Source organism: Tautonia plasticadhaerens (assembly GCF_007752535.1).
Taxonomy (GTDB): Bacteria; Planctomycetota; Planctomycetia; order Isosphaerales; family Isosphaeraceae; genus Tautonia; species Tautonia plasticadhaerens.
Map to the genome: position 1 here is coordinate 804,789 of NZ_CP036426.1, position 22,500 is coordinate 827,288.

The window sequence follows — 22,500 nt, forward strand, 5'->3', positions numbered from 1 at the left end:
GTAGTGCCGGGTTGAATCGGTCACCCGGACGAAACGAGGCGGATGTCAGCCGAATCGCAAGGAAAGGGAGAACATATCAATGGCTGCAAATTATTTCCTTAAGATGACCCCCGACGTCCCGGGCGAGTCGCAGCAGGAGGGCTTCGAGAAGCAGATCGAGATCCTCAGCTTCAGCTGGGGCGTCAGCCAGTCCGGCGGCTTCTCCTTCGCGGGCGGCGGCGGCGTCGCGCAGGCCAACGTGCAGGACCTGAGCATTTCCTTCCGCCAGAACAAGTCGTCGCCCAAGCTGATGGAGGCCTGCGCCAGCGGCAAGCACTACGACGAGGCGGTGCTGACCTGCCTCCGGGCCGCGGGCGACAAGGCGGAGAAGTACCTGGAGATCACGCTCACCGATGTGATCATTTCCAGCTATCAGACCGGCGGCAGCGGCGACGACTTCCCGGTCGAGTCCATGAGCCTGAACTTCGCCAAGGTCAAGCAGGAGTTCTTCACCCAGGACGACAAGGGCGCCGCCGAATCGGCCGGCGTGGGGACCTGGGACCAGGCCAAGGCGACGACGAAGTGACCCGGAGTCCCGTCCCGGCCCCCCCCCGATCCGGCCGGGACGCGATGCCGACCGGCGGGGGGCCGACCGGCGGGGGGCCGACCGGCCGTCGCGCCCCCCGGCCCTGATCCGCTCGAGGCCCGATCACCATGGCCCGCCCCGAACCCGATCAGCCGCTGCTCCCCTCGGTCCTGGACCGGCTGATCGACCTCGAACCGGGCACCACCACCGAGGCCCGCCCGAGGGCCTCCGCCCGGCTGGAGGAGCTGAAGCGCTCCGTCAGGCGCGACCTGGAGTGGCTGCTCAACTCCCGGAGGCTGCTGGCCTCACCGCCACCCGGGGCGGAACACGCGCCCCGATCGCTGCTGAGCTTCGGGCTGCCCGACTTCTCCCACGTCAGCCTGGAGAACTCGGAGCACCGCGAGGCCCTCCGCCGCACCGTCGAGGAGGCCATCTCCCGCTTCGAGCCCCGTCTGATGGCGGTCGAGGTCACCATGCCCGAGGGGGACGCCCTCCGGCGCGGGGTCCGGTTCCGGATCGAGGGGCTGCTCCGAGTCGAGCCGAGCCCGGAGCCCGTCTCCTTCGACTCGACGCTCCGACTGCCGACCCGGGACTTCGTGGTCGAGGACTGAGCCGACGTGGACGACGAACTCCTGGCCTATTACGAGGGCGAGCTCCGCTTCCTCCGCGAGTCGGGGGCCGAATTCGCACGCCGATACCCCAAGGTCGCCGCCCGCCTCCAACTCGACCCGCACGGCACCTCCGACCCCCACGTCGAGCGCCTGCTCGAGGGCTGCGCCCTGCTGACCGCCCGGGTCCGCAAGAAGCTCGACGACGAGTACCCCGAGATCACTGCCGGGCTGCTGGAGGTGCTCTACCCGCACCTGCTCCGCCCCACGCCCCCGATGACCATCGTCCAGTTCCTGCCCGGCCCCGACCCGGCGGGCGTGGCCGGCGGGTACGAGGTCGTCGCCGGGACGGGACTGATCTCCCCCCCCGTCGAGAACTCGCCGGTCCGCTTCCGCACGGCCTACCCCGTGACGCTCTGGCCGATCGAGGTGGCCGAGGCGAAGCTCCTGACCGGCCGGGTCGACGACCCGGCCCGCCCCCCCCGCGCCACCGGCCTGCTCCGGCTGACGCTGCGAGGGGCCGGCGGCCGGCCGATCCCCGGCGGGATCGATCGCCTCCGGTTCTTCCTCGACGGAGACACGGCGCCGGTCCTGGGGATCTATGAACTCCTCTCCACCTGCGTCGTCAAGGTCGTCGCCCGGATTCGGGACCCCTCCGGCGGGGCGACCGACGTGCCCCTGCCGGACGACGCCCTCCGGGCCGTCGGATTCGGGCCGGACGAGGGGATGATCCCGTACTCCCGCCGCAGCTTCCCCGGCTACCGGCTGCTCCAGGAATTCTTCGCCTTCCCGGCGAAGTTCCACTTCGTCGACGTGATCGGCCTGGACCGCCTCGGGGGCCTCGGGCCGTCGACCTCCGTCGAGATCTTGCTGTTCCTGGAACGGGTCCCGGCGGGGCTCCCGGACGTCGAGAAGGAGAATTTCAAGCTCGGCTGCGCACCGGCCGTGAACCTGTACACCCTGACGGCCGAGCCGATCACGCTCGACCAGGCCCACCACGAGTACCGGCTGATCCCCGACGTGCACCGCCAGGGGACCACGGAGGTCTATTCCGTCGATTCCGTCCGCCTGGCTGCCTCGTACCTCCACGAGGCGGTGCCCGTCCCGCCGTTCCACGAGTCGAGGGATCCGGACCCGGAGTCTCCCTGGCGGCGGACCTCCTGGTACGCCGTCCGTCGCCCGTCGCCGAGGAGGGGGGACCTCGGGACCGAGGTCTCGCTCGTCTTCGTCCAGCCGGACTTCGAGCCGTCGAGGGAGGGGGAGGGGGTGGTCACCGCCCAGGTCACCTGTACCGACCGGGACCTGGCCGATCGCCTCCCCTTCGGCGGCGACCGCGGGGACCTGGAGATGGAGGCCCCCGGGCCGATCGGCCGGATCCGGTGCCTCCGCAAGCCGACGCCGACCCGGCGCCCCCGGCTCGGCGGCGACCTGCACTGGCGGCTGATCTCCACGCTGTCGCTCAACCACCTCTCCCTGGTCGACTCGGCCGAGGGGATCGAGGCCCTCCGGTCGGTGCTCACCCTGCACGACCCGGCCGACTCGGCCGTCTCCCGGCAGCAGATCGCCGGGATCGTCGGGCTCTCCAGCCGGCGGGTGGCCGGCCGGGTCCCCGGCGTCGGCCCGGGAGGGGCGGTCTGCCTCGGGCAGGAGGTCACCGTCGAATTCGACGAGACCCACTTCGTCGGCAGCGGGGCGTTGCTGCTGGCCAGCGTGCTGGAGCGGTTCCTCGGCTCCTACGCGACGCTCAATTCGTTCACCCGCCTGGTGGCGAGGACCCGCCAGCGCGAAGGGATCCTCAAGCGATGGCCACCCCGGGCCGGAGACCGGACGCTCCTGTAGGGCAATCGCTCTTCGGGGAGCCCTACCGGTACGAGTTCTTCCAGGCCGTCCGGCTGCTGGAGCGGCTGGATCGCGCCCGCCCCCCCGTCGGCCGCGACTCCCGGCCCGCCCGGGAGGCCGTGCGCTTCCGGGTCGCCCGCGGACTGGCCTTCCCGCCGAGCGAACTGGTCGACCTCGTCCGACCCGCCGAGGGCTCCCCCGACCCGCCGACGATGACCGTCGCCTTCCTCGGCCTGACCGGGCCGCTGGGCGTCCTCCCCTATTGCTACACCGAGCTCGTCGCCGAACGGGCCCGGGCCGGCGACCACACCCCGGCGGCGTTCTTCGACCTGTTCAACCACCGCCTCATCTCGCTGTTCTTCCGGGCCTGGGAGAAGTACCGGCCGGCCCTGGCCTTCGAGCGCGGCGAGGGCGATCCGCTGACCCGATGCCTCTTCAGCCTGATGGGACTGGGCCTGGAGCCGCTCCGTTCCCGATTCGAGACCCCCGACGGGGTGCTGCTCGCCTTCGCCGGGGCGTTCGCCCAGCGGCACCGCTCGGCGGTGATGCTGGAACGGCTGCTCTCCGACCGCTCCGGGATGCCGGTCTCGGTGCTCCAGTTCCAGGGCCGATGGCTCCGGCTCGACCCCGAGGACCGCTCGACGCTCGGCGCCTCGGGTCGCAACAACGCCCTGGGCCGGACCCTGGTGGTCGGCGACCGGGCCTGGGACGTCCGCAGCAAGTTCCGCCTCCGACTCGGCCCGCTCTCCTTCGCGCAATTCCGGGCGATGTCGCCCGAGGGCCGGGCGTTCCGATCCCTCTGTCAGATGACGAGGCTCTACGTCGATGGCGAGCTCGACTTCGACGTGCAGCTCGTCCTCCGGGCGGACGAGGTGCCCGAGTCCCGCCTCTCGGGCCGGTCGGGCACCGGCTCCCGGCTCGGCCGAGATGCCTGGCTGCGGTCCCGCCCGCTCGGCCGGGACCCCGAGGACGCCCGATTCGCCTCGACGGCCTGATCCCCGGGGCTCACCGCCGAGGCCGTCCGCCGGGGCGACGCGCCCTCATCCGGGCGGGAGCGCCACGCCGGGTGGTCGGCCGGGGGGCCCGGCACCACCCGAGACACCCCGACACGTCCAACCCGGAGCACGACCATGGGCCTCGACACCGGATCGCTGATCAAGACCCTGAACTCCACCTGCGTCGACGCCCTGCAGGGGGCCGCCGGGCTCTGCCTCTCGAAGACCAACCCCTCGGTCGAGGTCGAGCACTGGCTGCTGAAGCTCCTGGAGCGGCCCGATTCCGACCTGCCCCGGGTCTTCCGGCAGTTCGACGTGGATCCCTCCCGGCTCCAACGCGACCTGGAGCGGGCCGTCGACGGCTTCCGCACCGGGAACGACCGCACCCCCGCGCTCTCCCCCCTGATCGACGACCTGATCCGGGAGGCCTGGGTCCTGGCCTCGATCCAGTTCAAGCAGCCGAAGGTCCGCTCGGCCACCCTGCTGATGGCCCTGCGGACCGGTGACCAGCTCTCCCGGGTCGCTCGGCAAATCTCCCCCGAGCTGGAGAAGGTCGACCCCGAGGTCCTCTGGTCCGCGCTCCCCGACATCGTGGCCGGCTCGGCCGAGGACGCCGAGGCCGCGGCGGAGGCCGCCCGGGGCGGTCCGCAGCCTGGCGGCGGGGCGAAAGGCGGGGCGACCAAGACGCCGGCGCTGGACCAGTACACCGTGAACCTGACCGAGCAGGCCCGATCCGGCCGCCTCGACCCGGTCCTCGGCCGGGACGCCGAGATCCGGCAGATGGTCGACATCCTCATCCGGAGGCGACAGAACAACCCGATCCTCACGGGAGAGGCCGGGGTGGGCAAGACGGCCGTCGTCGAGGGATTCGCCCGTCGCGTGGCCGAGGGGGACGTCCCCGAGGCGCTCCGGGAGGTCGACGTGAGGACCCTCGACCTGGGCCTGCTCCAGGCCGGGGCGGGGGTGAAGGGGGAGTTCGAGAACCGCCTGAAGCAGGTGATCAACGAGGTCAAGGCGTCATCCAGGCCGATCATCCTGTTCATCGACGAGGCCCACACGATGATCGGCGCCGGCGGCCAGGCCGGGCAGAACGACGCCGCCAACCTGCTCAAGCCGGCCCTCGCCCGGGGCGAGCTGCGGACGATCGCCGCCACCACCTGGGCCGAGTACAAGAAGTACTTCGAGAAGGACGCCGCCCTGGCCCGCCGCTTCCAGGTCGTCAAGGTCGAGGAGCCGGCCGAGCCCTCGGCAGTGACGATGATGCGGGGGATCGTCGGCACCCTGGAGCGGCACCACGGCGTCCGGATCCTCGACGAGGCGGTCGACGCCGCCGTCCGCCTCTCGGCCCGATACATCACCGGGAGGCAACTGCCGGACAAGTCGGTCAGCCTGCTCGACACCGCCTGCGCCCGCGTCGCCATCGGCCAGGCCGCGACGCCCCCGGCGGTCGAGGACACGAGGCGTCGGATCGACGCCCTGCGGACCGAGCTGGCGATCCTCGATCGCGAGTCCGTCACCGGCGCCCGACACGACGACCGCATCGCCGAGTCCCGAGCCGAACTGGCCGCCGCCGAGGACCGCCTCGCCGCCCTGGAGATCCGCTGGGAGGCCGAGCGGGGCCTCGTCGCCCAAATCCGCGAGGTCCGCGATCGGATCGAGCAGCACCACGCCGAGGCGAACGACGGCAATCCGGCCAAGCTCGAGCCGCTTCGCCGGGAGCTGGACGAGCGGACGGCGGAGCTGCGGGCCCTCCAGGGCGAGGCGCCCCTGATGCAGGTCTGCGTCGATTCGCAGACCGTCGCTGAGGTCGTCGCGGGATGGACCGGGATCCCGGTCGGCAAGATGATGACCGACGAGATCAACGCCGTGCTCTCGCTCCGGGAGCGGATGGAGGAGCGGGTCGTCGGCCAGTCCCACGCATTGGAGATCATCAGCCGGCGCGTCCAGACCGCCCGCGCCGACCTGTCCGACCCGCGCAAGCCGGTCGGCGTCTTTTTGCTCGTCGGCCCCAGCGGCGTGGGCAAGACCGAGACCGCCCTCACCCTGGCCGACACCCTCTTCGGCGGCGAGCGGAGCCTTGTCGTCATCAATATGTCCGAGTATCAGGAGGCGCACACCGTCTCGAGCCTCAAGGGATCCCCGCCCGGCTACGTCGGCTACGGGGAGGGGGGCGTGCTCACCGAGGCGGTCCGCCGGAAGCCCTACAGCGTCGTGCTGCTCGACGAGGTGGAGAAGGCCCACCCCGACGTGATGGAGCTGTTCTACCAGGTCTTCGACAAGGGGATGCTCGAGGACGGCGAGGGACGCGAGATCGACTTCAAGAATACGGTCATCCTGCTGACCTCCAACGTCGGCACCGACCTGATCATGAAACTCTGCGCCGACCCCGAGACCGCCCCCGGGCCCGACGGCCTCTCCCGTTCCCTGCGCCCGGAGCTGCTGAAGGTCTTCAAGCCGGCGTTACTGGGGCGGATGGACGTCGTGCCCTACCTGCCGATCGGCGACGACGCCCTGCGGCGGATCATCCGCCTCCAGCTCGGTCGGGTCGCCTCCCGCCTCCGAGAACGCCACAAGGCGGCGTTCGAGTACGACGACCGCCTCGTCGAGCACATCGCCGGCCGCTGCACCGAGGTCGAGTCCGGCGCCCGCAACGTCGACCACATCATCAACCGCTCCCTCCTCCCCGAACTCTCCCGGGAATTCCTCGCCCGGATGGCCTCCGGCGAGGGGATTTCCCGGGTGCTCGTCTCCATCGATGACGGCGGGGAGTTCCGGTACGAGCTGTCCTGAGCCGGGGAGGGGACCTCCTGCGGGGTGGCGTGGCAGGATCCCTTCTCCCGCGCGGCCCCACCCCACGGGAGAGGTGGCTGATCCGCGGAGTCCCGTCATCCCCCGGACGACGTGGGGGGGGGCGACCATGCCGGGATCTTCAGCAGGCGCCCGAGGAGTTGGTACGCCTCCTGGCTCTGGCTGAATTGCCGGGAGAGTTGCTCGTATTCCAGATCCAGGGCCTTCATCTGGGAGAGCAGCTCGCCGTGTTCACGGCGGTTCGCCTCCAGCTTCTCGCCCAGCTCGTTCAACGCCCGGGCTCGGGGGAGGAAATCGATGAGGATCTTGCCGAACTCGGCGGCCTGGGGGGCGGGGCCGAGTTCGACGGTGGAGCCGCCGCCCGAGGAGGGGCGCCCCTCCTCGGGGATCTCGTCCGACCCGCCCGGCGTGACCGGGGCCTCGGCCGCCGCCGGGGGAGGGCCGGCCAGGATGGCGTCCAGCCGGGCATCGGGCTCGGACTCGCGCTTCTGCTTGAGGATCGGCTCCAGCAGCCGGAGGCAGTCGGCCATCGCGTCCCGGAGGTTGATCAGGCTCGGCGCGTCCCGGCCGAACCGCTCGTCGGTGTCGGCCTCGAAGGCGTCGAGCGCGAGCCGGGCGAGCCGGAGGTCGGCGACGATCTTCTCGTAGTAGCGGCGAGGGGTCGCGGCGACCTGCTTGTCGAATTGCTCGCCGGTGATCTTGCCCTGGGCCTTGAGCTTCGGCCCTCGCTCGGGGTCGTTGCGGACCTCGTTGTCGACCTTGCGGGACTCCTCGTAGCGTTGGAAGTCGTACCGCTCGTCGGCGTCGGTCAGGGGGACGGAGCGGACGGTCCGGGGCAGCACCCTCGGGTCGTTGAGCAGCAGGAACGGCCCCTCCCGGGACTCCAGGTCGCCGTCCTCGATCCTGGGGTAATAGCTGTCCCAGTACCGCCGCTGGATGCCCAGCATCAACCGGAGGCCGTCCCGGAGGCCAGCGAAGTCCTCCCTCTTGGTCAGGGCCTCGGTCAGCCAGGCGGCGATCTGGAGATCCTTGGTCTTCGACGACAGGCAGGCGATCCCCGTCTCGACGACCTTGTCCCAGTCGGCCGTCTTGGGATCGCGCTTCCACTCGCCGAGCGGGAGGTCGGGGGGGTCCTCCTTGCGAGCCTCCCGGATCACGTCGTATTCGGGTGCGTAGGAGAGATTCTGCCCCGAGGGTTGGTCCCCTTCGATCGGTGCCAGCAGCCCCCTCAGGTCGATGGTCGCCGCCGAGGCGAGCGGTTCGTTCCCCTCGAATTCGGGCTCGGGTTCCGGCTCGGGCTCGGGTTCGGGCAGCGGATCCGATTCCGGGGCGACCTCGGGCTCGAATTCGGCCTCGGGCCCGGGCCCGGGCTCGGGAATCGTGTCCGGCCGGGCGTCGGGCTCGGGCTCGTCGCTCATCGCGTCGGATCCTCGGCAAACGTCGACTCATCCGTCGGTCAGGAGGCGGGCCCGTCCGGGGAGAGTTCGGGAGGCGGGTCGAAATGCAGCTCGGCCAGTTCGGCCAGGGTGCGGTCCGCCTCGCCGACGAGGAAGACCTTCTGGCCCAGGCCCCGGACGATGCCGCCGGGCAGCTCCTCCCAATCGGTCCGCCGACCGAGGCGGATCAGCTCATCCTCCGACGAGCTGGAGGCGTGATACAGGTTCGGGAGGTGGACCTCGCCGAGCTGGCCGTCGAAGGTCGCCAGGCGGGCGGGCAGCCAGATCAGGTCGCGGAGCCGGGTCGGCGTCGAGACCTCCAGGAACTGGACGTGCTGCCAGGGGACCCAGCAATATCCCGCCGGTGCGAAGACCTCCAGGACGGGGCCGAGCAGGTCGTCGGCATCACGGATGTCGTCGAACGGGGCGGAGGGCGACCGGCCGGGGCTCGGCCGGTGCCGCTCGGCGGCCTGGTCCAGGGCGGATCGGGCCTCCTCGGGCCTCCCCTGTCGGAGCGCCTCGACCGCCTGAAGGTGGAGCAGCACCTCCTCCGTCGGCTCCAGGGCGAAGCGAGGCCGGACTCCCTCCTTGAACAGGCGGGACCGCTGGCGCTCCGACTCCAGGAGCCGGGCATACAGCCCCGCCCCGACCGCCGCCTGGGGGTCGGCGACGGTGGCGCCGAGGACGTCCAGGTGCTTCGAGGCCCGGTCCCACTGGCCGGCGAAGCCGAGCAGCTCGAAGAGGAAGATGCGGCCCTCGGCGTCGTCGGGCCGATCCTTCAGGTCGGCCGTCAGGCGGTCGATCGCCGCCCCCAGGCGTCCGTCCTCGAGCAAGTGCTTGGCGGTCATCCTCGGGCCCTCCCCGGCGGTTGGATCGGTCGGTCCCGGACTCGAGTTTCCGATTCTAGCCCATGGCGGGGGCCGTTGGGAGGAGCCGCCGCCGCTCCCCGACCGGGCGCCCGCGAAGGGCAGCCGCCCCCGGAGGGCCCGATGTTTTCTTGGACGAGGACCGAGGGGTGCCCTTATACTCGATCGAGGCGAACGAGGACGATGTCGTTGCTCGGTCCGCGATCGGGGAGATCAGGGGCTTCCGGGGGGGCGGGGGTCACCGGGCCCACGAGGCGGGCGCCGCCGGGGCCATCTCCCCGGGGACGGGTCGGGACGGGTCGCGCAGGGGGGGCGGTTTGATGAGTCTGGGTTTCGTCTGTCCGAATTGCCACAAGGTCGTCCCCGACAAGTGCTCCAGCTGCCCGGAGTGCGGCAGCTCCATCGACCCGTTCGAGACGATCCAGCGCCCGGTGCTCCGCCCCGGAGGGCTCCCGGGTCGGCCGGCCCCGCCGCAATCCCCGCCGAAGGGACCGGGCCCGTCCTACCGAGACGAGGAGCCCGAGCCGCCGAGGCGCCCCAGGGCCGAACAGCCCCCCCCCCCGAAGCCCCGCCCCAGGCCGAAACCCGACCCCAAATCCAGGCCGGAACGGCAGCCGGCCCCCGTGCCGCCCCCCCAGGCGGCGGCACCCCCGCCCCCTCCCCCACCTGCGCCCAACTACCCGCCCCCGTACGCTCCCTCGCAACCGGGGGACGTCGGGGCGAAAGGCCCCGAGCGGCCCAGGGGGATTCTCGATCGCGTCAAGGGGGCGATGGGCCTCACCCCCGGACAGGCCGACCCGGCCGGACCTCCCCAGGGTCCCCACGCCCCGGCCCCCCCCTACGGCCATCCGGGGGGCGCGGGGACGCCTCCGCAGCAGGCCCCGCCGCAGCCGCCCGGCTGGGCGAACGGGCCGTACCCCCAGGGCGTCCCGGGCGTGAATCCGGGCTCGTCCTGGCCGCAGGGCCCGGCCGGCTATGGCCCGCCCCCGGCCGGCTGGCAGCCCCCTCCCCAGGGGACGCCGGGCGCCGACCGCCCGGCTCCCGGCCATCCCGGGCCATCCGGCGGGACCCCGGCCGGGTCGTGGCCCTACGGCGGGCCTCAGGGATGGGCGCAGGGACCGCCGCCGGCCCCCTCCCCCTACGGCCATCCGGTCCCACCCCCCCCGGGGATGCAGGGCCCGGGGGACGGGGAGTTCCACACGGTCCGATACCAGGGACCGATGATCGACATCCCGAGTCGGAGGCACCAGCACGCGTTGCAGATCTTCGACCGCTCGGGGCAATGGGTCGAATGGCAGCGGATCGGCCAGGCCGGCCTGAAGATCGGTCGGGTCAAGGACACTCCCCAGCACCATGCCCTCAGCACGATGGCCGCGCGGCACCTGAAGCTCTCCTACGAGGACGGCCGGCTCGTCGCCGAGGACATGGGCTCGCTCAACGGCGTCTACCGCCTGGTCACCCGCCCCATCCCCCTGGATGATGGCCAGCGGTTCCGGGTCGGGCGGTGGTACGTGATCGAATTCCATCGGGTTGCCGAGCCCCGACAGACCGAGCCGCTCGTGGGGGAGGACGGCGAGGAGTTCTGCGCCGCCGACCTGCCGATCCTCGGCCACCTCGACTTCATCGGCAGGGACGGCCGCTCCGGCCCCCGGCACATCCTCACCAAGGGCCGGGAGCCGACGGTCCTCGGGAGGGGGGGGAGGCCCGGCTGCCCCGTCGACGTCGCCCTGCCCAATGACGACTGGATCAGCGGCATCCACGCCCAGCTTCGGCAGGACGGGGAGGACTTTTTCCTGGAAGACCTCCGCTCCCGCAACGGCACCTTCGCCCAGATGCTCCGGCCCACGCCCGTCGAGCCCAACGACGTGCTGCTGGTCGGCCAGCTCAGGCTCCGGGTGGTCGCGGTCTCGGATCCGCTCGCGCATCTCTGATCGGATCGGATCGGCCCTCGCCCCCCGGCCTCGTCGACTCCGACCTGATGACCGGCGGGGCCCCAGGATCAACGAGATCGGTCGGTCGGGCCTCGGGGCTCAGCGCCTCGGCAGCCGGAACAGGACGACGGCCCAGGTGACGGCCAGGGCGGCCAGCCCGGCGACGCCCCACCATTCCGCCCTCCGGATGATCCCCGCCCAGAGCCCCAGGCAGGCCGCCCCGGCGACCGCCCCCACCGCGATCGCCGCCCTGACGTGGCGGCGGTCCTCCTGCCGGGAACGGTCGGACCAGGCCGTCGCGACGTGGTCGGCGAGGATCCGGCCCCGAGGCCCCCGGAGCAAGCCGGCGGCGAAGGCCCGCTCGTCCTTCCCCGGGCCGGTGGCCACGAAGTAGCAGCCCCGGAAGAGGACCGGCTCCCCGCCCCGGTGCGTGGCGAGCACCGACTCCATCACGGCGCAGAACGCCTTGCGGCGTCGGAGGAACTCGTAATCGAGCGTGATCAAGTGCTCGTTGCCGCTCGCGTCGAGCGGGTCGGCGGCCAGCAGGTTGAGGATCCATTCGTGGAACCATCCAGACATCCAGATCATCGCCTTCCTCGCCAGGTCCCCGCTGAAGGGCTCCGAGCTGGGCACCGCGAAGCCGACCCGCTGGCCGAGCACCTGCGGCGTGCCGGTCGCCGCCATCCGGGCGACGAACTCGGTGAAGCCGGGCAGGTGCTCCATCGCCGTGAAGAGCAGGAAGACCGGGCATCGCAGCCCCAGGGACCGGCGGACCGCCCTCAGGTCGTCCCGGGCGGCGGTGGCGTCGGCGGTCGACTCGGGGCGGTCGACCCAGGGCATGGGCACGGCGATCGTCACGCCGCGGACCGGCGGGGCGTCCGGCCTCAGCTCCCGGAGCCCCCGGCAGACCGCCCCCAGCCGGCCCGACGCCGCGGCATCGCCCTGGCCGAACCCCGAGGCGCCGACGCAGCTCAGGAGCACCCCGTCCGAGGTGGCGAAGGCCCGGAGCGGCGATGGCCCGTCGGGGACCGTGGCGAAGACCTGGATCCCCGCCGTCTCGATCAGGGATCGCACTTCGTCCTCGTCCGGGGCGAGGAGGAGGTAATATGTCTGATCCTCGGGGACGATCCCCGCGTGCTCCAGCCTGATGGCGATCTCCCCCCAGGCGGCTTCCACGTCCGGGTACCGCTCCTCCGTCGCCGGGCCCGAGGCCCCGCCGGGTCGCCGGGAGAGCCGGACGAAGGCGACGGCCGACGCGATCGCCCCGATCAGCAGCAGGGCCATCCAGACCCAGTACCCGCCGACGAATTCCCGGGGCAGCCTCGTCGACGGCCCCCAGCCCGACGGCGGTCGCCTCCACTGGAGCACCGCGGCCAGCGCCAGCAGCCCCAGGATCGCCGGGATGATCAGGAACTGGCCCAGCCGGATGACATACGACCGGAGCTTCGGGAAGGCCAGCGCCGACAGGATCATGGCGCTCAGCACCCCGACGATCCCGGCGAGCCATTTCGAGAACAGGAGCTCGGGTAGGTTCATGGACGGATCGCGGACGGAAAGGGGGAGGGCCCGACGACGACACTCGGGCGGGGCTCAGGACCCCATGATCCCGGTGGCCGCGAGGTAACCGGCCAGGCTCACCAGCAGGGAGGCCGAGGCGAGCACCGAGACCGTCAGCAGGATCGACGGTCCCGGCAGCGGCTGCAAGGGGCCTTCGTCCCCCGCCCTGGGGACCTCGGGCAGGAAATGGTCCGGGTTGCGGGCCGACTCGGCGATCCGGTGATAGGCCCGCTCGGCCCAGGCCTGGAGTTCCCGGGGAGCGTGCCCGTGCTGGCCCCGGAAGCCCAGGGCGACGCAGAGGAAATACGTCTCCAGCGCGTCGGCGTTGGACTTCGCCTCGGCCTCCCGGGACATCTCGTAGAACCGCTCGCCCCCGAGCCGCTCCCGGTAGAAGTCCCATTCCAAAATGTGGTTCCGCCAGTCCGAGGCGTGGGACCAGCCGGAATTGATCAGGACCTCGTCGACCCAGTAGATCAGCGCGTGCCGGGCCAGCGGGAAGGCGTCGGCGGTCTCACGAGCGGAGTCGGCCCGCTGGCCGGCCGAGTCGAGCAGCGCGAGCAGCTCGGCCCGCTCGGCCTCCAGGCCCGGGTGGTCGCCCTGGGCCACGCGACGCTGGAATTCCAGGACGTGCTGGATGATCGGGCCGATGACTCGGGCGAAGGCGTCGGTCATGATCGACTCGGCTCAGACCACGAAGAGGGCGAACTGCAGGTTCGTGGTCCGCTCGGACCCCGGCATCGCCAGCGAGAGGATGCGGTCGCTCTGGAACGTCGCCTGGGCCATGTTCATGCGGATGCCCAGCGTGTTCGACTCGGAGACGTCCCGCCAGGCGGCCGCCTCCCGGTTGATCTGGAAGTAGAGCAGCCCCGCGCTCGCCGGCAGGGCCCTGGGGGGCCGTCCCACCGGCTCGACTCGCAGGCCCTGCACCCGCTGCCGGTAGTAGTGCTCGACCTTCGCCCCGCTGCCCAGCTTCATGTCCAGCTTGTCCATCAGTTCCAGGCAGGCCTGCTGGCTCAGCTCGGTCTCGACCCCCAGGTACAGCGCCTTGTCCGCGTTGGTCCAGCCGGGGTCGAGGCTGACCTCCAGCCGCTCCCCGGCCCGCTCGAAGTATCGCTTGTGGAAGGGGGCGCGGGGGAAGCTCTTCATCGCCTGGTCGATGTAGCTCATGACCGTGCGGAAGGGCATGCCCGGGGCGTCGTGGTCGTACCCGGGCATGTTGGGGGGGCGCCGGGCGTCGGTGAAGATGGCGAGCTGGCCGGCCGTCCGGCAGAGTTCCGCGTAGAGCATCAGCGGGTGCAGCCCCCGGAGGTAGCCGATCGACTCCAGGTGCGAGAACACCCCGTTGAGGGTCGCCAGCTTCAGCAAGGTCTCGGCATCGCCGGGGACCTGGCTCTCGAAGGTCACGCCCCGGTCGGCCACGAGCCCGGCGAGCTGCTCGATCGTCGCCCCCACCTGGTAGTGCAACGCCTGGAGCCTCCTCCAGAGCGGCGGCCAGCCGTCGACGGCCAGCAGGGGGGGGACGAACGTCAGATCCAGTTGCGGGGGGGCCTCGGTGTGGGACGACCGCACCACCCGGCCCAGGGGCAGCACCTCGTAGCCGGTCTGGTCCTGCCCGGAGATCAGCAGGCGGGCCCGGAGGCGTCGGACGTCGATCGGCTGCTCGTCGGCGCCGGTGTTCTCGTCCTCGTACTCGACCGTGTCGACCCAGTATCGGGGGCCGTCGGCCGTGGGCCTCGCCTCGACATTGGCCCTTCCGCGTTGCAAGGCGGGAATCGCCAGATAAAGCGTCGCCTCGCCCGTCGCAGTGAGGACCGGCTTCAGATCGACCGGATCGAGGTCGGCGTCGTGGGGGATGACCACCCGGGTGCCGTCCCGGAACCGGGCCTCGCAGGAGCGGAGCACGGCCAGGAAGTTGCCGATCGCGTCCCGGTCCAGGTCGATGGAGCGGAAGCCCCAGCCGAAGGGGTGGAACCACTCCTCCGAGGCCCGCAGGTCGGCGCGGGCCTGCCGCTCGGCCGCCTGGAAGTGCTGGGGCCGGAGGAACATCCCCTCGTGCCAGTAGACCATTCGTCCCGGCATCGTCCGCTCCGCTCCGAGCCGCCCCGGGGCGTCGTCCGCCGAACCCCGTACCGATATGTCGGACAAACCACAGGATATCCGACGAACACGATGACATGAAGGACCGGCTTTCCGGAGCCGGGATTCCCCCCGCAGGGTCCCCGAGGCCGGTTTTCCTTTGCGGGCCCCGCCGCCGCGCCCCTAGGATGAATCCGGAGGCTTGCCCGATCGACGAGTCCCCGAGGTCTTCCGACCCGGGGCCCGGGCCGATCCGGGGAGTCGACTCCGACCGAGGTCGCCGAAGCCCGAGGTGCCCGATGGCCAACACCCTGTCGCCCCCCGGTCGCCGTCCCTCCGCCCGACGCTCGAAGGTCGACCGTTCCCGCCGGATCCTCTCCGGATCGGCCGCCTCGGCCGCCACCCTGCTCCTGCTCTGGCTCCTCGCGGCCGCCTTGCTGGACCGGCACCGGGGCGGGGGGGCGGGGCTGGCCCTGGTGGTCGACGCCCCCGACTCGGTCGTCGACGTGCTGCCGACGATCGTCGCCGACGCCGGGCTCGTCTCCGGGGCGGTCGGCCTGACCGAGGGGAACGCATCGTCCGATGCGGGCGACCTGATCCGACGACTGGAGTCGATCCCGGGGGACGCCTCCTCGCCGAAGGTCGTCTTCTTGTCCGCCGTCGGCCTCTCCACGCCTGACGCCGATCGGGGGAGCGAGCCGTTCTTCCTCCCCCCGGGAGGCGACCCGGACGACCCGGCCTCGCTCGTCCCGGCCCGGGAGGTGATCGCCGCGTTGACCGACCCGGACCGCAATTCGGGCCCGACCCTGCTGATCCTCGACGCCTCCCAGGTCGACAGCGATCGGGGCACCGGCATCTTCGCCAATAGCTTCCTCCACCGCCTGGAAGACCTGATCGACGACGACGGCAACCTGCTGGTCCTGACCTCCTGCGCCCCCGGCCAGGTCAGCTGGACGGCGGACCCCCACGGCCGTTCGGTCTTCGCCGACTGCGTCGCCCGCAGCGACGCCTGGGGCCGGGGCTACGCCTCGGATCTCCACAGGGACGTCTCGTCCCGGGTCGCCGCCTGGGCCCGGCTGCATCGCGACGCCATCCAGACCCCGATCCTGCTCGGCAACGCCCGTCGCAATGATTTCGGGCTCCCCCCGCTCCGCGAGGTCCCTCCCGATCCGTCCCTGCCGGAGGTGCCCGACGAGCTGAGGGGGCGGCTCCGTGCCGCCTGGGAAGCCCACCTCAAGCTCGGCGAGTCCCTTCCCTATCGCATCTCCCCCGTGCGATGGCGGCAGTGCCGAGACGGCCTGTTGAGGGCCGATCGGCTCGTCCGGGCCGGGCGGGTCGCCGAGGCCGGGACCGCCCTGGACCGGGTCGAGGCCATCGCCGCCGCGCTCGGACGGCGACTGGAGGAGACGCCCCCGGGGCCGCTCCCCTCGTTCGCGATGCGGATCGCCCTGGCGCCCCCCGGTCGCCAGGAGGCGGTCGAACGGCAATGGGAGGAGGCGGCGCAGGTCATCCGGACCTCCTTCCGGGACGAACCGCCCCCCTCGACGGCCACCCCCGGTCCCTCGACGCCCGCCTCCCCGGCCGCGACCGGGCCGGCGACCGACTCGCCCGGGGGAGGCGAACCCGCCGAGGCCGTCGCCGTCGCCGACCGGCCCGGGGCCGCTTCGGCCGCCGGGCCGGGATCGATTTCCGACCTGCCCCCCAGCGCCGAGGGGCTGCTGGCCGCCCGATACGCCCAGTTCGTCGCGATGGGGGGCGAGGCGGACGACCTCCGCCCGATCCGCCGGGAGCGCCTGCTCCAGGCGTTCGACGTGGCCATCGCGGCCGAGCGGGTCGCCGCCTCCGACGGCCGGCTCCTGCCCTGGATCGGGCCGATCCTCGCCGAGGGCGATCGCCGGAGGCTCGAAGGCCAGGACCTCCTCTTCGCCTCCGACCCCGAGACGATCCGATCGGCCCGGGGGCCGCTCGACGAGGCGAAGGCCCGGTACGACGAGGCGGCCGCCCTGGCAGGGCCCCTGTCCGAGGCGATCGGGCTGCTCCAGCGGCTCGCCGACGAACTCCCCTATTACGGCGAGTGGGAGGCCTCCGACCCCTCCTCCTCGAGGCGAGTCGACGCGCTGCTAGCCCGAGCCGCCGAGCTGGCCGCCCTCGTCGGCTCCCCCCCCCCCGGCTGGAACGCCGGCGTGATCTCCGGGGGCACCGGCGCCACGCTCGAACGGGTCCGACAGCTCGTGAGGGCCGTCCGAGGGGAATACGACGCGCTGACCCGGGCCTTCCGCGCCCTGGTCGACCGCTCGGCCCGGCCGGGATCCTCGACCCCCTGGCGACGCCTCGACGCGATGCTCCGCGTGCCGACCATCCCCGTCGGGCCCCGGATGGCCCTGGTCGACGCCTCGCTCGCCGTCGATCGGCCGACCCTGCCCGCCCCGGAGGATTACGGCCGGTCCCCCGCCGACGCCGCGCCCGAGGCCTCCTTCTGGGACCGGGCGATCGGGCTGGCCCGACTGGAGCTGGGCCTGCTCCGCCTTTCGGGGATCGCTGTCGACGACCTCCGGGGCGACCTCGAACGGGCCGAGGCCTGGGCCAATTCCCCCGACCGCGCCTTCGACGCCATGGACGCCCTCTCCCTTGCGGTCCGGCGACACCGGGACGCGCTGCTCGATCGGAAGCGGCCCGGCGACGGCGAGCCGGTCGACCCCGGCCCGGAGCTGCTCCGGGCCGACTGGCTCGCCCGGACCCTGCCCGCCGCGACCCTGCAACGGCGATTCGACCCCGAGGACGGCCCCAGCGACCACCGATCGGCCCGGGACCGCGTCGACCACCTGGCCTGGCAGGCCCGACGACTCGCCGACGACCTGGCCCTCGACCTGGCCGGCGAGGCGCTCGACGCGGCCGGCCCCCTGGAGCGGGGGCCCTCCCGGCTGGCCGACGACCGGGCCGCCATCGACGGGCTCCGATCCCTCGCCCTCCGGGTCGAGAACCGGGACGCCGGCACCGAGCCGGGCCGCACGGCCGTCGGCCTGACCGTCTCCGGCGGCGACGGGCTGCCCGAGGGGAAGGCGGTCGTCGTGCTCAAGCACGACCCCTCCGGCAGCCTCCGGGCCCGGCCCGGCGACGAGCCCTTCCTCGACGTGCCGGTCACCGGCTCGGCCGGCCGGAGCGTCGAGATCGACTTCGCCGAGGCGACCGACGCCACCCCGACCGTCTACTATCGCGGACTCCGGTTCGAGGGGCGACCCGTCGCCATCCCCGACGTCGAGCAGGTCTCCCTGGCCATCCGCCAGCGCTTCGGCTTCGCCGTCGACCGCAACGGCGCCGAGATCACGGTCCGGGGCCGGAGGATCGAAGTCCGGGACCAGTTCCTCGAACACCCCGACAAGGGCTTCCTCCACCCCAACAGCCGGCTCGACTACCGCCTGGAGTTGACCAACCGGACCCCGGACCCCATGTCGGTGATCGTCTCCCGCCAATGGCAGGACGGCCCGAGCAAGGAAGCCCGGGTGGAACTCTCCCCCGGGGAGACGCTCCCCGAGGCGGTGGCCGACAGCATCTTCTCCAACCTCGACTTCGGTCCCAAGCAGCCGACGGGGACCCTCACCGTCCAGGTCCGGGAGGTGGGCGGGCTCGGCCGGACCCTCTGCAAGCCCAGGAGGGTCGACTTCCGGGTCCTGAAGCCCGAGGAATACATCGCCGACCCCGTGCCCCACTTCCAGTTCAAGGGGGGGCAGTATGCCCGGGTCGGATTGCTGGTGACGCACCTCGACACCGACCCGACGACCGTCCCGGCGCAGGTCACCCTGGCCATCCAGCCGCTGCTCTCCGTCGACCAGGTCCAGGCCCCCCTCTGGATCGAGCGCGGCTCGACCGCGATGTATATCTACTCGATCGTCAGGCCCGACGTCGAGTCGTTGAAATTCGAGCTGACGATCGACGGCGTCACCGACGAGCGGTTCATCAAGGAGTACACGATCCAGAAGTTGAAGGAGGCCCCCCCCGCCCCCCCGATCGACGACCCGAGGTTCCCCCGACCCTGATCCCCCGCACGAGCCTCCCCGCACGCAGGGGGGCGGCCTCGGCCACCCGGCGGCGGCGGGGTCGCCGGGGCCATGCCGTAGACGGGTGGGCCTCGCGGCGGCGCACCGGGGCCGACCCGGGGGAGGACCCGGCCGTCCGAGGGCCGAGGGTCGTCCACCAAGTCGGGGCGGGGCGAGGGATGCGGACCCCGACCCGGCGGGCCCGGGGCGGCATCGCCCGGCAGTCCGGCAACGGCCGGGGCCCTCGGGTTGCTCTCCGGACCGAACGGCCGGCCATGGGCACGGCCCCGGGGGCGTGCCCATGGCCGACGATCAGCCGATCAGCACCGTGGGCATCCCCATGACGATCACCCCGCCGTGAACGGTCATGTCCCCCATGCGGGCCGCGGGCATGCCGTTGATGAGCACGGTGAAACTGCCCAGGACGATCACGTCGGGCGGCCCGACGCAGACGGCCATGTCGGTGACGCGGGCCGCCGGCAGGCCGCCGATGAGCGTCGTGATGCCCCCGGGGGGCAGGATCGGGCCGCCGACGTGGGGCACCACGCCGGTGACCATCGGGCAGACGTGCATGTCGGTGATCCGGGCGGCGGGCATTCCCATGAGCTTACTCCCATTCGTCCCACCGCCTCGTCCGGGGCGGGGCGGGGGAGGGCGGTCGGGGTGCGGGATCGGGGCTTTGGCGCGGGTTCGGGACCGGAGGCCGCGTCGATTCCTCCCCCCAGCGGTCTTCGCGAGCCGAGGGCGGGGCGGGGCGGGGCGACACCGGGGCGGGCTGCCCCGCCGGGAGGGCGATCGGGGGCGGTCGGTCCGCGCCGTCGGCGACCGAGAACCCCAGGGCGAGGAACGCCCGGTACTTCTCGGGGGCCTTCTCCGGCTCGGATCGGACGGCGCAGAGCATCACGGCGCCGGCGACGACGTGGGCGGTCAGGTGCGGCGCGGGGGGCACGTCGGGCACATTCGGTGGGGCGATGCTTCCGCCGCCGAAGAAGGCCCCCATCGCGGCGCAACCGGCCGGGGCCTCCATCCCGGAGGCCTCCGCGGCGGCGTGGGCCGCCCGGCGATGCTCCTCGATCGGGTCGGCCGCCCAGCGCTCGGCCGCCTCCAGCGCCGAGAGGGCCTCAGGCGGCTCATCACCGGTGAGGGATTCCCGGCAGCACCGGCATGCCCACCAGACCGCCTCCCGGCGGGGCAAGGCGAGCGCCAGCAACTTGACCGCCTCGGGGAAGTGGCCGTCCCCGGCCAGCCCTCCGACCAGGACGCGGGGCGATTGGTCCGCCATCGCGTCGGCGAAGGCCTTCGACTCGGCGCTCGGCGAGGCGAGCGCGAGCAACTCGGCGGAGGCCGACGGATCGTCGAGCCGGTGAGTGGCGTCGTCCATCATCGGACCTTTCGGGGCGGCCGGCGTACGGGGCCGGGTCAGTTGATCATGGTGATGCCGCCCTTGGCGGTCAGCATCGCGGTGCCGTTGACCTGGGTCATCAGGCCCTTGACCTCGGTCATGATCGTCCCCTCGACCTTGACCATCATCCCCTTGATCGTCACGCCCATCTGATCCACCTTGATGCTGCTCTGGCCGACCTTCAGCTCGATCGACTGCATCGCTTCGGTCGAGCTCTTGCCCAGGTTCAGCTTGGTGGTCTGGTTGCCCAGCTTGATCGTCAGGGCGTCATTCCCCATGTCGATCGTCACGTCCCGGTTGCCCATCTTGACCTGGAGCGTCTCGTTCCCGGTCTCGATCGTGGCGGTCCGGTCCTTGTGCACGGTGGTCGTCTGGCTGCTGCCCGAGGCCGCCGGGTCGCCGACCTTGATGACCTGGTTGTTGAAGACGGTGGTCGACTGGCTGCCGTCGTCCGCCTGGGTCTTGCCGGCGCCGACGGTGAGATCCTGGTTGTTGAAGATCTCGACCGTCTGGTCGCCCTTGTCCTTCTTCTCGAAGCCGATCTTGTGGGTGTCGTTGTTCTCGACCACGCGGTCGAAGTCCTTCTCGGCGTGGACGTAGACCTGCTCCTCCCCCTTCTTGTCCTCGAAGCGGATCTCGTTGAAATTGTCGGGGGAGCCTTGCAGGGTGCTCCGGCTCTTGATGCCGCTCTGGGTCTTGTTGTCGGGCAGGGTGTAGGGTGGCATCTGGTCGGCGTTGTAGACGCTGCCGACGATGATCGGGCAGTCCGGATCTCCCTCCTCGAAGGCGACGATCACCTCCTGGCCGATCCGGGGGATGTGGATCCCGCCCCAGTTCTTGCCCGCCCAGATCGAGCCGACCCGGATCCAGCAGGAACTGGAGGAGTCCCTGGTCCCCTCGCGGTCCCAGTGGAACTGGGCCTTCACGCGACCATATTTATCGGTGAAGATTTCTTCCCCCGCCGGGCCGACGACGGTGGCCGTCTGCGTCCCCTGCACGATCGGCTTGGGCGTCAGGCGGCGGGGGCGGAAGGGCAGGGCGGCCGGGATGCAGGAGAAGCTGTTGCGGTAGTCCATCTCCCCGCCCGACTCCGAGCGATAGTCCCCCCCCAGCCGGGCCGAGTGCCGGACGGAGGTGATCACGTACGGCCCGTCGGCGTCGAAGTGGTCCTTGAGCGTGAACCGGTACCCGGCGCACATCGCCCGGCAGTGCCCCGAGCCCTGGATCACCAGGCCGGCGGCGGCCTCCTCCTGCATCCGGATGGCGACCGTCCGGGCGTTGTCCTCGAAGATCTTCTGGACGTCCGATGCGCGGTCGCCGCCGCCGGGGTCGACGCCGTCGAACCTCTGGGCGTACTCGCCGGGGAAATCGTAGATCTCCAGCTTCTCGTTGTTGCCGAGCTTCATCTTGTGCGTGATCGTGCCCGCCTGGACGCTGTCCATGACGAGCTTCTCGGCGTCGAGGTGCTTGCCCGGCAGCTCGAAGCAGTGGTCCCAGAGGGTGTACTTGCCCGACCGGAATTCCTGCACCTTCTCCCAGCCGTAGATGCCGTCGAGGTTGCGCTCGCCCCCCTCGGCCACCTCGAACTCGACGGTGGACCCGCCGGGGAGGTCCGGGTGCCCCTGGGGCGTGTTGATCAGCACCAGGGTGTGGCTGCCCTCCGAGTGCTCGAAGAAGTAGGAGATGCCCTCCTCCTCCATCAGCCGGCTGACGAAGTTGAAGTCGGTCTCCCGGTACTGCACGCAGTAGTCGCGCGGGTGGAAGGTCCCCTGGAGCCGGATCGAGGTCGACAGCCCGGCGAACACCTCCCGGAGGATGTCCGGCACGGACTTCTGCTGGAAGATCCGGCTGCGGGCGACCCGGGTCAGCAGCCAGAGTTCCGGGACGACCTCCATCCGGAACGAGGTGAAGTACCCGCTCCGGGCCCCCTGTCCGATCCGGCTGCAGATCCCGCTGATGGACCGTCGGCCGTCCTTCAGGGCGAGACTCGCCGTGACCTTCTGCCCCAGGAGCCGGTCGAAGGGGACCGTGGTCCCGTTCTCGGCCTCCAGTTCGAGCTGGAAGGAGAACAGTTGCGAGAGCCCCTCGACCCCCTCGATCCCGAGCAGCAGCAGCGCGTCTTCGCCGAGCGGCGTCGTCACCGACAGGAAGCGATTCGTCTGGGTGTTCGTCGCCATGACCCCTCCCGGCACCATCCGGAGCACGCCCTCGACGGCCCGCCGCACCGCCGGCGGCGCCCCATTGTTCCACGTCCCGGGCCGACGGGCAAAGGCCCAGGCGGGCCCGACCGGTCCTGCGTCCTCGGGGCTCGGCCCGCCCGCTACCCCTCTGTTCGACAATCGGGGGGGCGACGCGACACCTCGGGTCGAGCGGCGGCCGGGGC

15 protein-coding genes are annotated in these 22,500 nt (G+C 71.9%); 7 read left to right on the forward strand and 8 right to left on the reverse strand.

Features of this window, described 5'->3' with window-relative positions; translation table 11 throughout:
• The first annotated feature begins 79 nt into the window (after positions 1-79).
• The 5 genes from ElP_RS02980 to tssH all read left to right on the forward strand — a co-directional run bounded on the left by ElP_RS02980 (position 80) and on the right by tssH (position 6,797).
• Positions 80-565 carry an Hcp family type VI secretion system effector gene (locus ElP_RS02980; RefSeq protein WP_145267102.1) on the forward strand — a complete coding sequence of 162 codons (486 nt, stop codon included), beginning with the start codon at positions 80-82 and terminating at the stop codon, positions 563-565.
• A gap of 128 nt (positions 566-693) precedes the next feature.
• Positions 694-1,176, forward strand: a complete 483-nt coding sequence (tssE, locus tag ElP_RS02985; RefSeq protein ID WP_145267104.1) for a type VI secretion system baseplate subunit TssE — start codon at positions 694-696, stop codon at positions 1,174-1,176.
• A 6-nt stretch (positions 1,177-1,182) separates the two neighbouring features.
• Complete coding sequence (gene tssF, locus ElP_RS02990) at positions 1,183-3,012, forward strand: type VI secretion system baseplate subunit TssF (RefSeq protein ID WP_145267106.1); 1,830 nt, start codon at positions 1,183-1,185, stop codon at positions 3,010-3,012.
• Positions 2,976-4,007, forward strand: a complete 1,032-nt coding sequence (gene tssG / locus ElP_RS02995; RefSeq protein WP_145267108.1) for a type VI secretion system baseplate subunit TssG — start codon at positions 2,976-2,978, stop codon at positions 4,005-4,007. The genes tssF and tssG overlap by 37 nt, the downstream gene beginning before the upstream one ends.
• 135 nt (positions 4,008-4,142) lie before the next feature.
• Positions 4,143-6,797 (forward strand): type VI secretion system ATPase TssH, encoded by a 2,655-nt coding sequence (gene tssH / locus ElP_RS03000; protein ID WP_145267110.1) that lies wholly within the window; start codon positions 4,143-4,145, stop codon positions 6,795-6,797.
• A 95-nt stretch (positions 6,798-6,892) separates the two neighbouring features.
• Here the strand turns inward: tssH and tssA are convergent, their stop codons facing one another.
• Together tssA and ElP_RS03010 are read right to left on the reverse strand one after the other, a co-directional pair.
• On the reverse strand, positions 6,893-8,233 hold the full coding sequence (tssA, locus tag ElP_RS03005) for a type VI secretion system protein TssA (protein WP_145267112.1): 1,341 nt from the start codon (positions 8,231-8,233) through the stop codon (positions 6,893-6,895).
• Between the two features lie 38 nt (positions 8,234-8,271).
• A complete protein-coding gene (locus tag ElP_RS03010) occupies positions 8,272-9,099 on the reverse strand; it encodes a type VI secretion system accessory protein TagJ (protein ID WP_145267114.1) in 828 nt (275 codons plus the stop codon).
• Positions 9,100-10,337: 1,238 nt separating this feature from the next.
• Here ElP_RS03010 and ElP_RS37570 point away from each other — a divergent pair.
• Positions 10,338-11,048 carry an FHA domain-containing protein gene (locus ElP_RS37570; protein WP_197446677.1) on the forward strand — a complete coding sequence of 237 codons (711 nt, stop codon included), beginning with the start codon at positions 10,338-10,340 and terminating at the stop codon, positions 11,046-11,048.
• A gap of 99 nt (positions 11,049-11,147) precedes the next feature.
• Here ElP_RS37570 and ElP_RS03025 read toward each other — a convergent pair whose 3' ends face one another.
• From ElP_RS03025 to tssK, 3 genes are read right to left on the reverse strand one after another with little or no spacing between them, the layout of a single operon-like run.
• On the reverse strand, positions 11,148-12,584 hold the full coding sequence (locus ElP_RS03025) for a type VI secretion protein IcmF/TssM N-terminal domain-containing protein (protein ID WP_145267118.1): 1,437 nt from the start codon (positions 12,582-12,584) through the stop codon (positions 11,148-11,150).
• Positions 12,585-12,638: 54 nt separating this feature from the next.
• Entirely contained in the window at positions 12,639-13,277 is a 639-nt protein-coding gene (locus ElP_RS03030) for a DotU family type IV/VI secretion system protein (protein WP_145267120.1), read from the reverse strand.
• A 12-nt stretch (positions 13,278-13,289) separates the two neighbouring features.
• Entirely contained in the window at positions 13,290-14,684 is a 1,395-nt protein-coding gene (gene tssK, locus ElP_RS03035; protein WP_145267122.1) for a type VI secretion system baseplate subunit TssK, read from the reverse strand.
• 296 nt (positions 14,685-14,980) lie between these two features.
• On the opposite strand from tssK, the gene ElP_RS03040 reads away from it, so the two are divergent.
• A complete protein-coding gene (locus ElP_RS03040) occupies positions 14,981-18,715 on the forward strand; it encodes a hypothetical protein (protein WP_145267124.1) in 3,735 nt (1,244 codons plus the stop codon).
• 312 nt (positions 18,716-19,027) lie between these two features.
• Here the strand turns inward: ElP_RS03040 and ElP_RS03045 are convergent, their stop codons facing one another.
• Genes ElP_RS03045 through ElP_RS03055 form a run of 3 tightly spaced genes read right to left on the reverse strand, consistent with a single transcriptional unit; the run spans position 19,028 to position 22,294 of the window.
• Positions 19,028-19,318: a PAAR domain-containing protein gene (locus ElP_RS03045; protein WP_145267126.1), complete on the reverse strand. Its 291-nt coding sequence runs from the start codon at positions 19,316-19,318 to the stop codon at positions 19,028-19,030.
• Positions 19,319-19,322: 4 nt separating this feature from the next.
• Positions 19,323-20,099, reverse strand: a complete 777-nt coding sequence (locus ElP_RS03050) for a DUF6931 family protein (protein WP_145267128.1) — start codon at positions 20,097-20,099, stop codon at positions 19,323-19,325.
• A gap of 35 nt (positions 20,100-20,134) precedes the next feature.
• On the reverse strand, positions 20,135-22,294 hold the full coding sequence (locus ElP_RS03055; RefSeq protein WP_145267130.1) for a type VI secretion system Vgr family protein: 2,160 nt from the start codon (positions 22,292-22,294) through the stop codon (positions 20,135-20,137).
• Between the last annotated feature and the right edge of the window lie 206 nt (positions 22,295-22,500).

What these genes read in the sequence shown, in the direction of transcription:
- ElP_RS02980 (WP_145267102.1), top strand. Translation starts at nt 80, where the DNA reads ATGGCTGCAAATTATTTCCTTAAGATGACCCCCGACGTCCCGGGCGAG.
- tssE (WP_145267104.1), top strand. Translation starts at nt 694, where the DNA reads ATGGCCCGCCCCGAACCCGATCAGCCGCTGCTCCCCTCGGTCCTGGAC.
- tssG (WP_145267108.1), top strand. Translation starts at nt 2,976, where the DNA reads ATGGCCACCCCGGGCCGGAGACCGGACGCTCCTGTAGGGCAATCGCTC.
- tssH (WP_145267110.1), top strand. Translation starts at nt 4,143, where the DNA reads ATGGGCCTCGACACCGGATCGCTGATCAAGACCCTGAACTCCACCTGC.
- tssA (WP_145267112.1), bottom strand. Translation starts at nt 8,233, where the DNA reads ATGAGCGACGAGCCCGAGCCCGACGCCCGGCCGGACACGATTCCCGAG.
- ElP_RS03010 (WP_145267114.1), bottom strand. Translation starts at nt 9,099, where the DNA reads ATGACCGCCAAGCACTTGCTCGAGGACGGACGCCTGGGGGCGGCGATC.
- ElP_RS37570 (WP_197446677.1), top strand. Translation starts at nt 10,338, where the DNA reads ATGATCGACATCCCGAGTCGGAGGCACCAGCACGCGTTGCAGATCTTC.
- ElP_RS03025 (WP_145267118.1), bottom strand. Translation starts at nt 12,584, where the DNA reads ATGAACCTACCCGAGCTCCTGTTCTCGAAATGGCTCGCCGGGATCGTC.
- ElP_RS03030 (WP_145267120.1), bottom strand. Translation starts at nt 13,277, where the DNA reads ATGACCGACGCCTTCGCCCGAGTCATCGGCCCGATCATCCAGCACGTC.
- tssK (WP_145267122.1), bottom strand. Translation starts at nt 14,684, where the DNA reads ATGCCGGGACGAATGGTCTACTGGCACGAGGGGATGTTCCTCCGGCCC.
- ElP_RS03040 (WP_145267124.1), top strand. Translation starts at nt 14,981, where the DNA reads ATGGCCAACACCCTGTCGCCCCCCGGTCGCCGTCCCTCCGCCCGACGC.
- ElP_RS03045 (WP_145267126.1), bottom strand. Translation starts at nt 19,318, where the DNA reads ATGGGAATGCCCGCCGCCCGGATCACCGACATGCACGTCTGCCCGATG.
- ElP_RS03050 (WP_145267128.1), bottom strand. Translation starts at nt 20,099, where the DNA reads ATGATGGACGACGCCACTCACCGGCTCGACGATCCGTCGGCCTCCGCC.
- ElP_RS03055 (WP_145267130.1), bottom strand. Translation starts at nt 22,294, where the DNA reads ATGGCGACGAACACCCAGACGAATCGCTTCCTGTCGGTGACGACGCCG.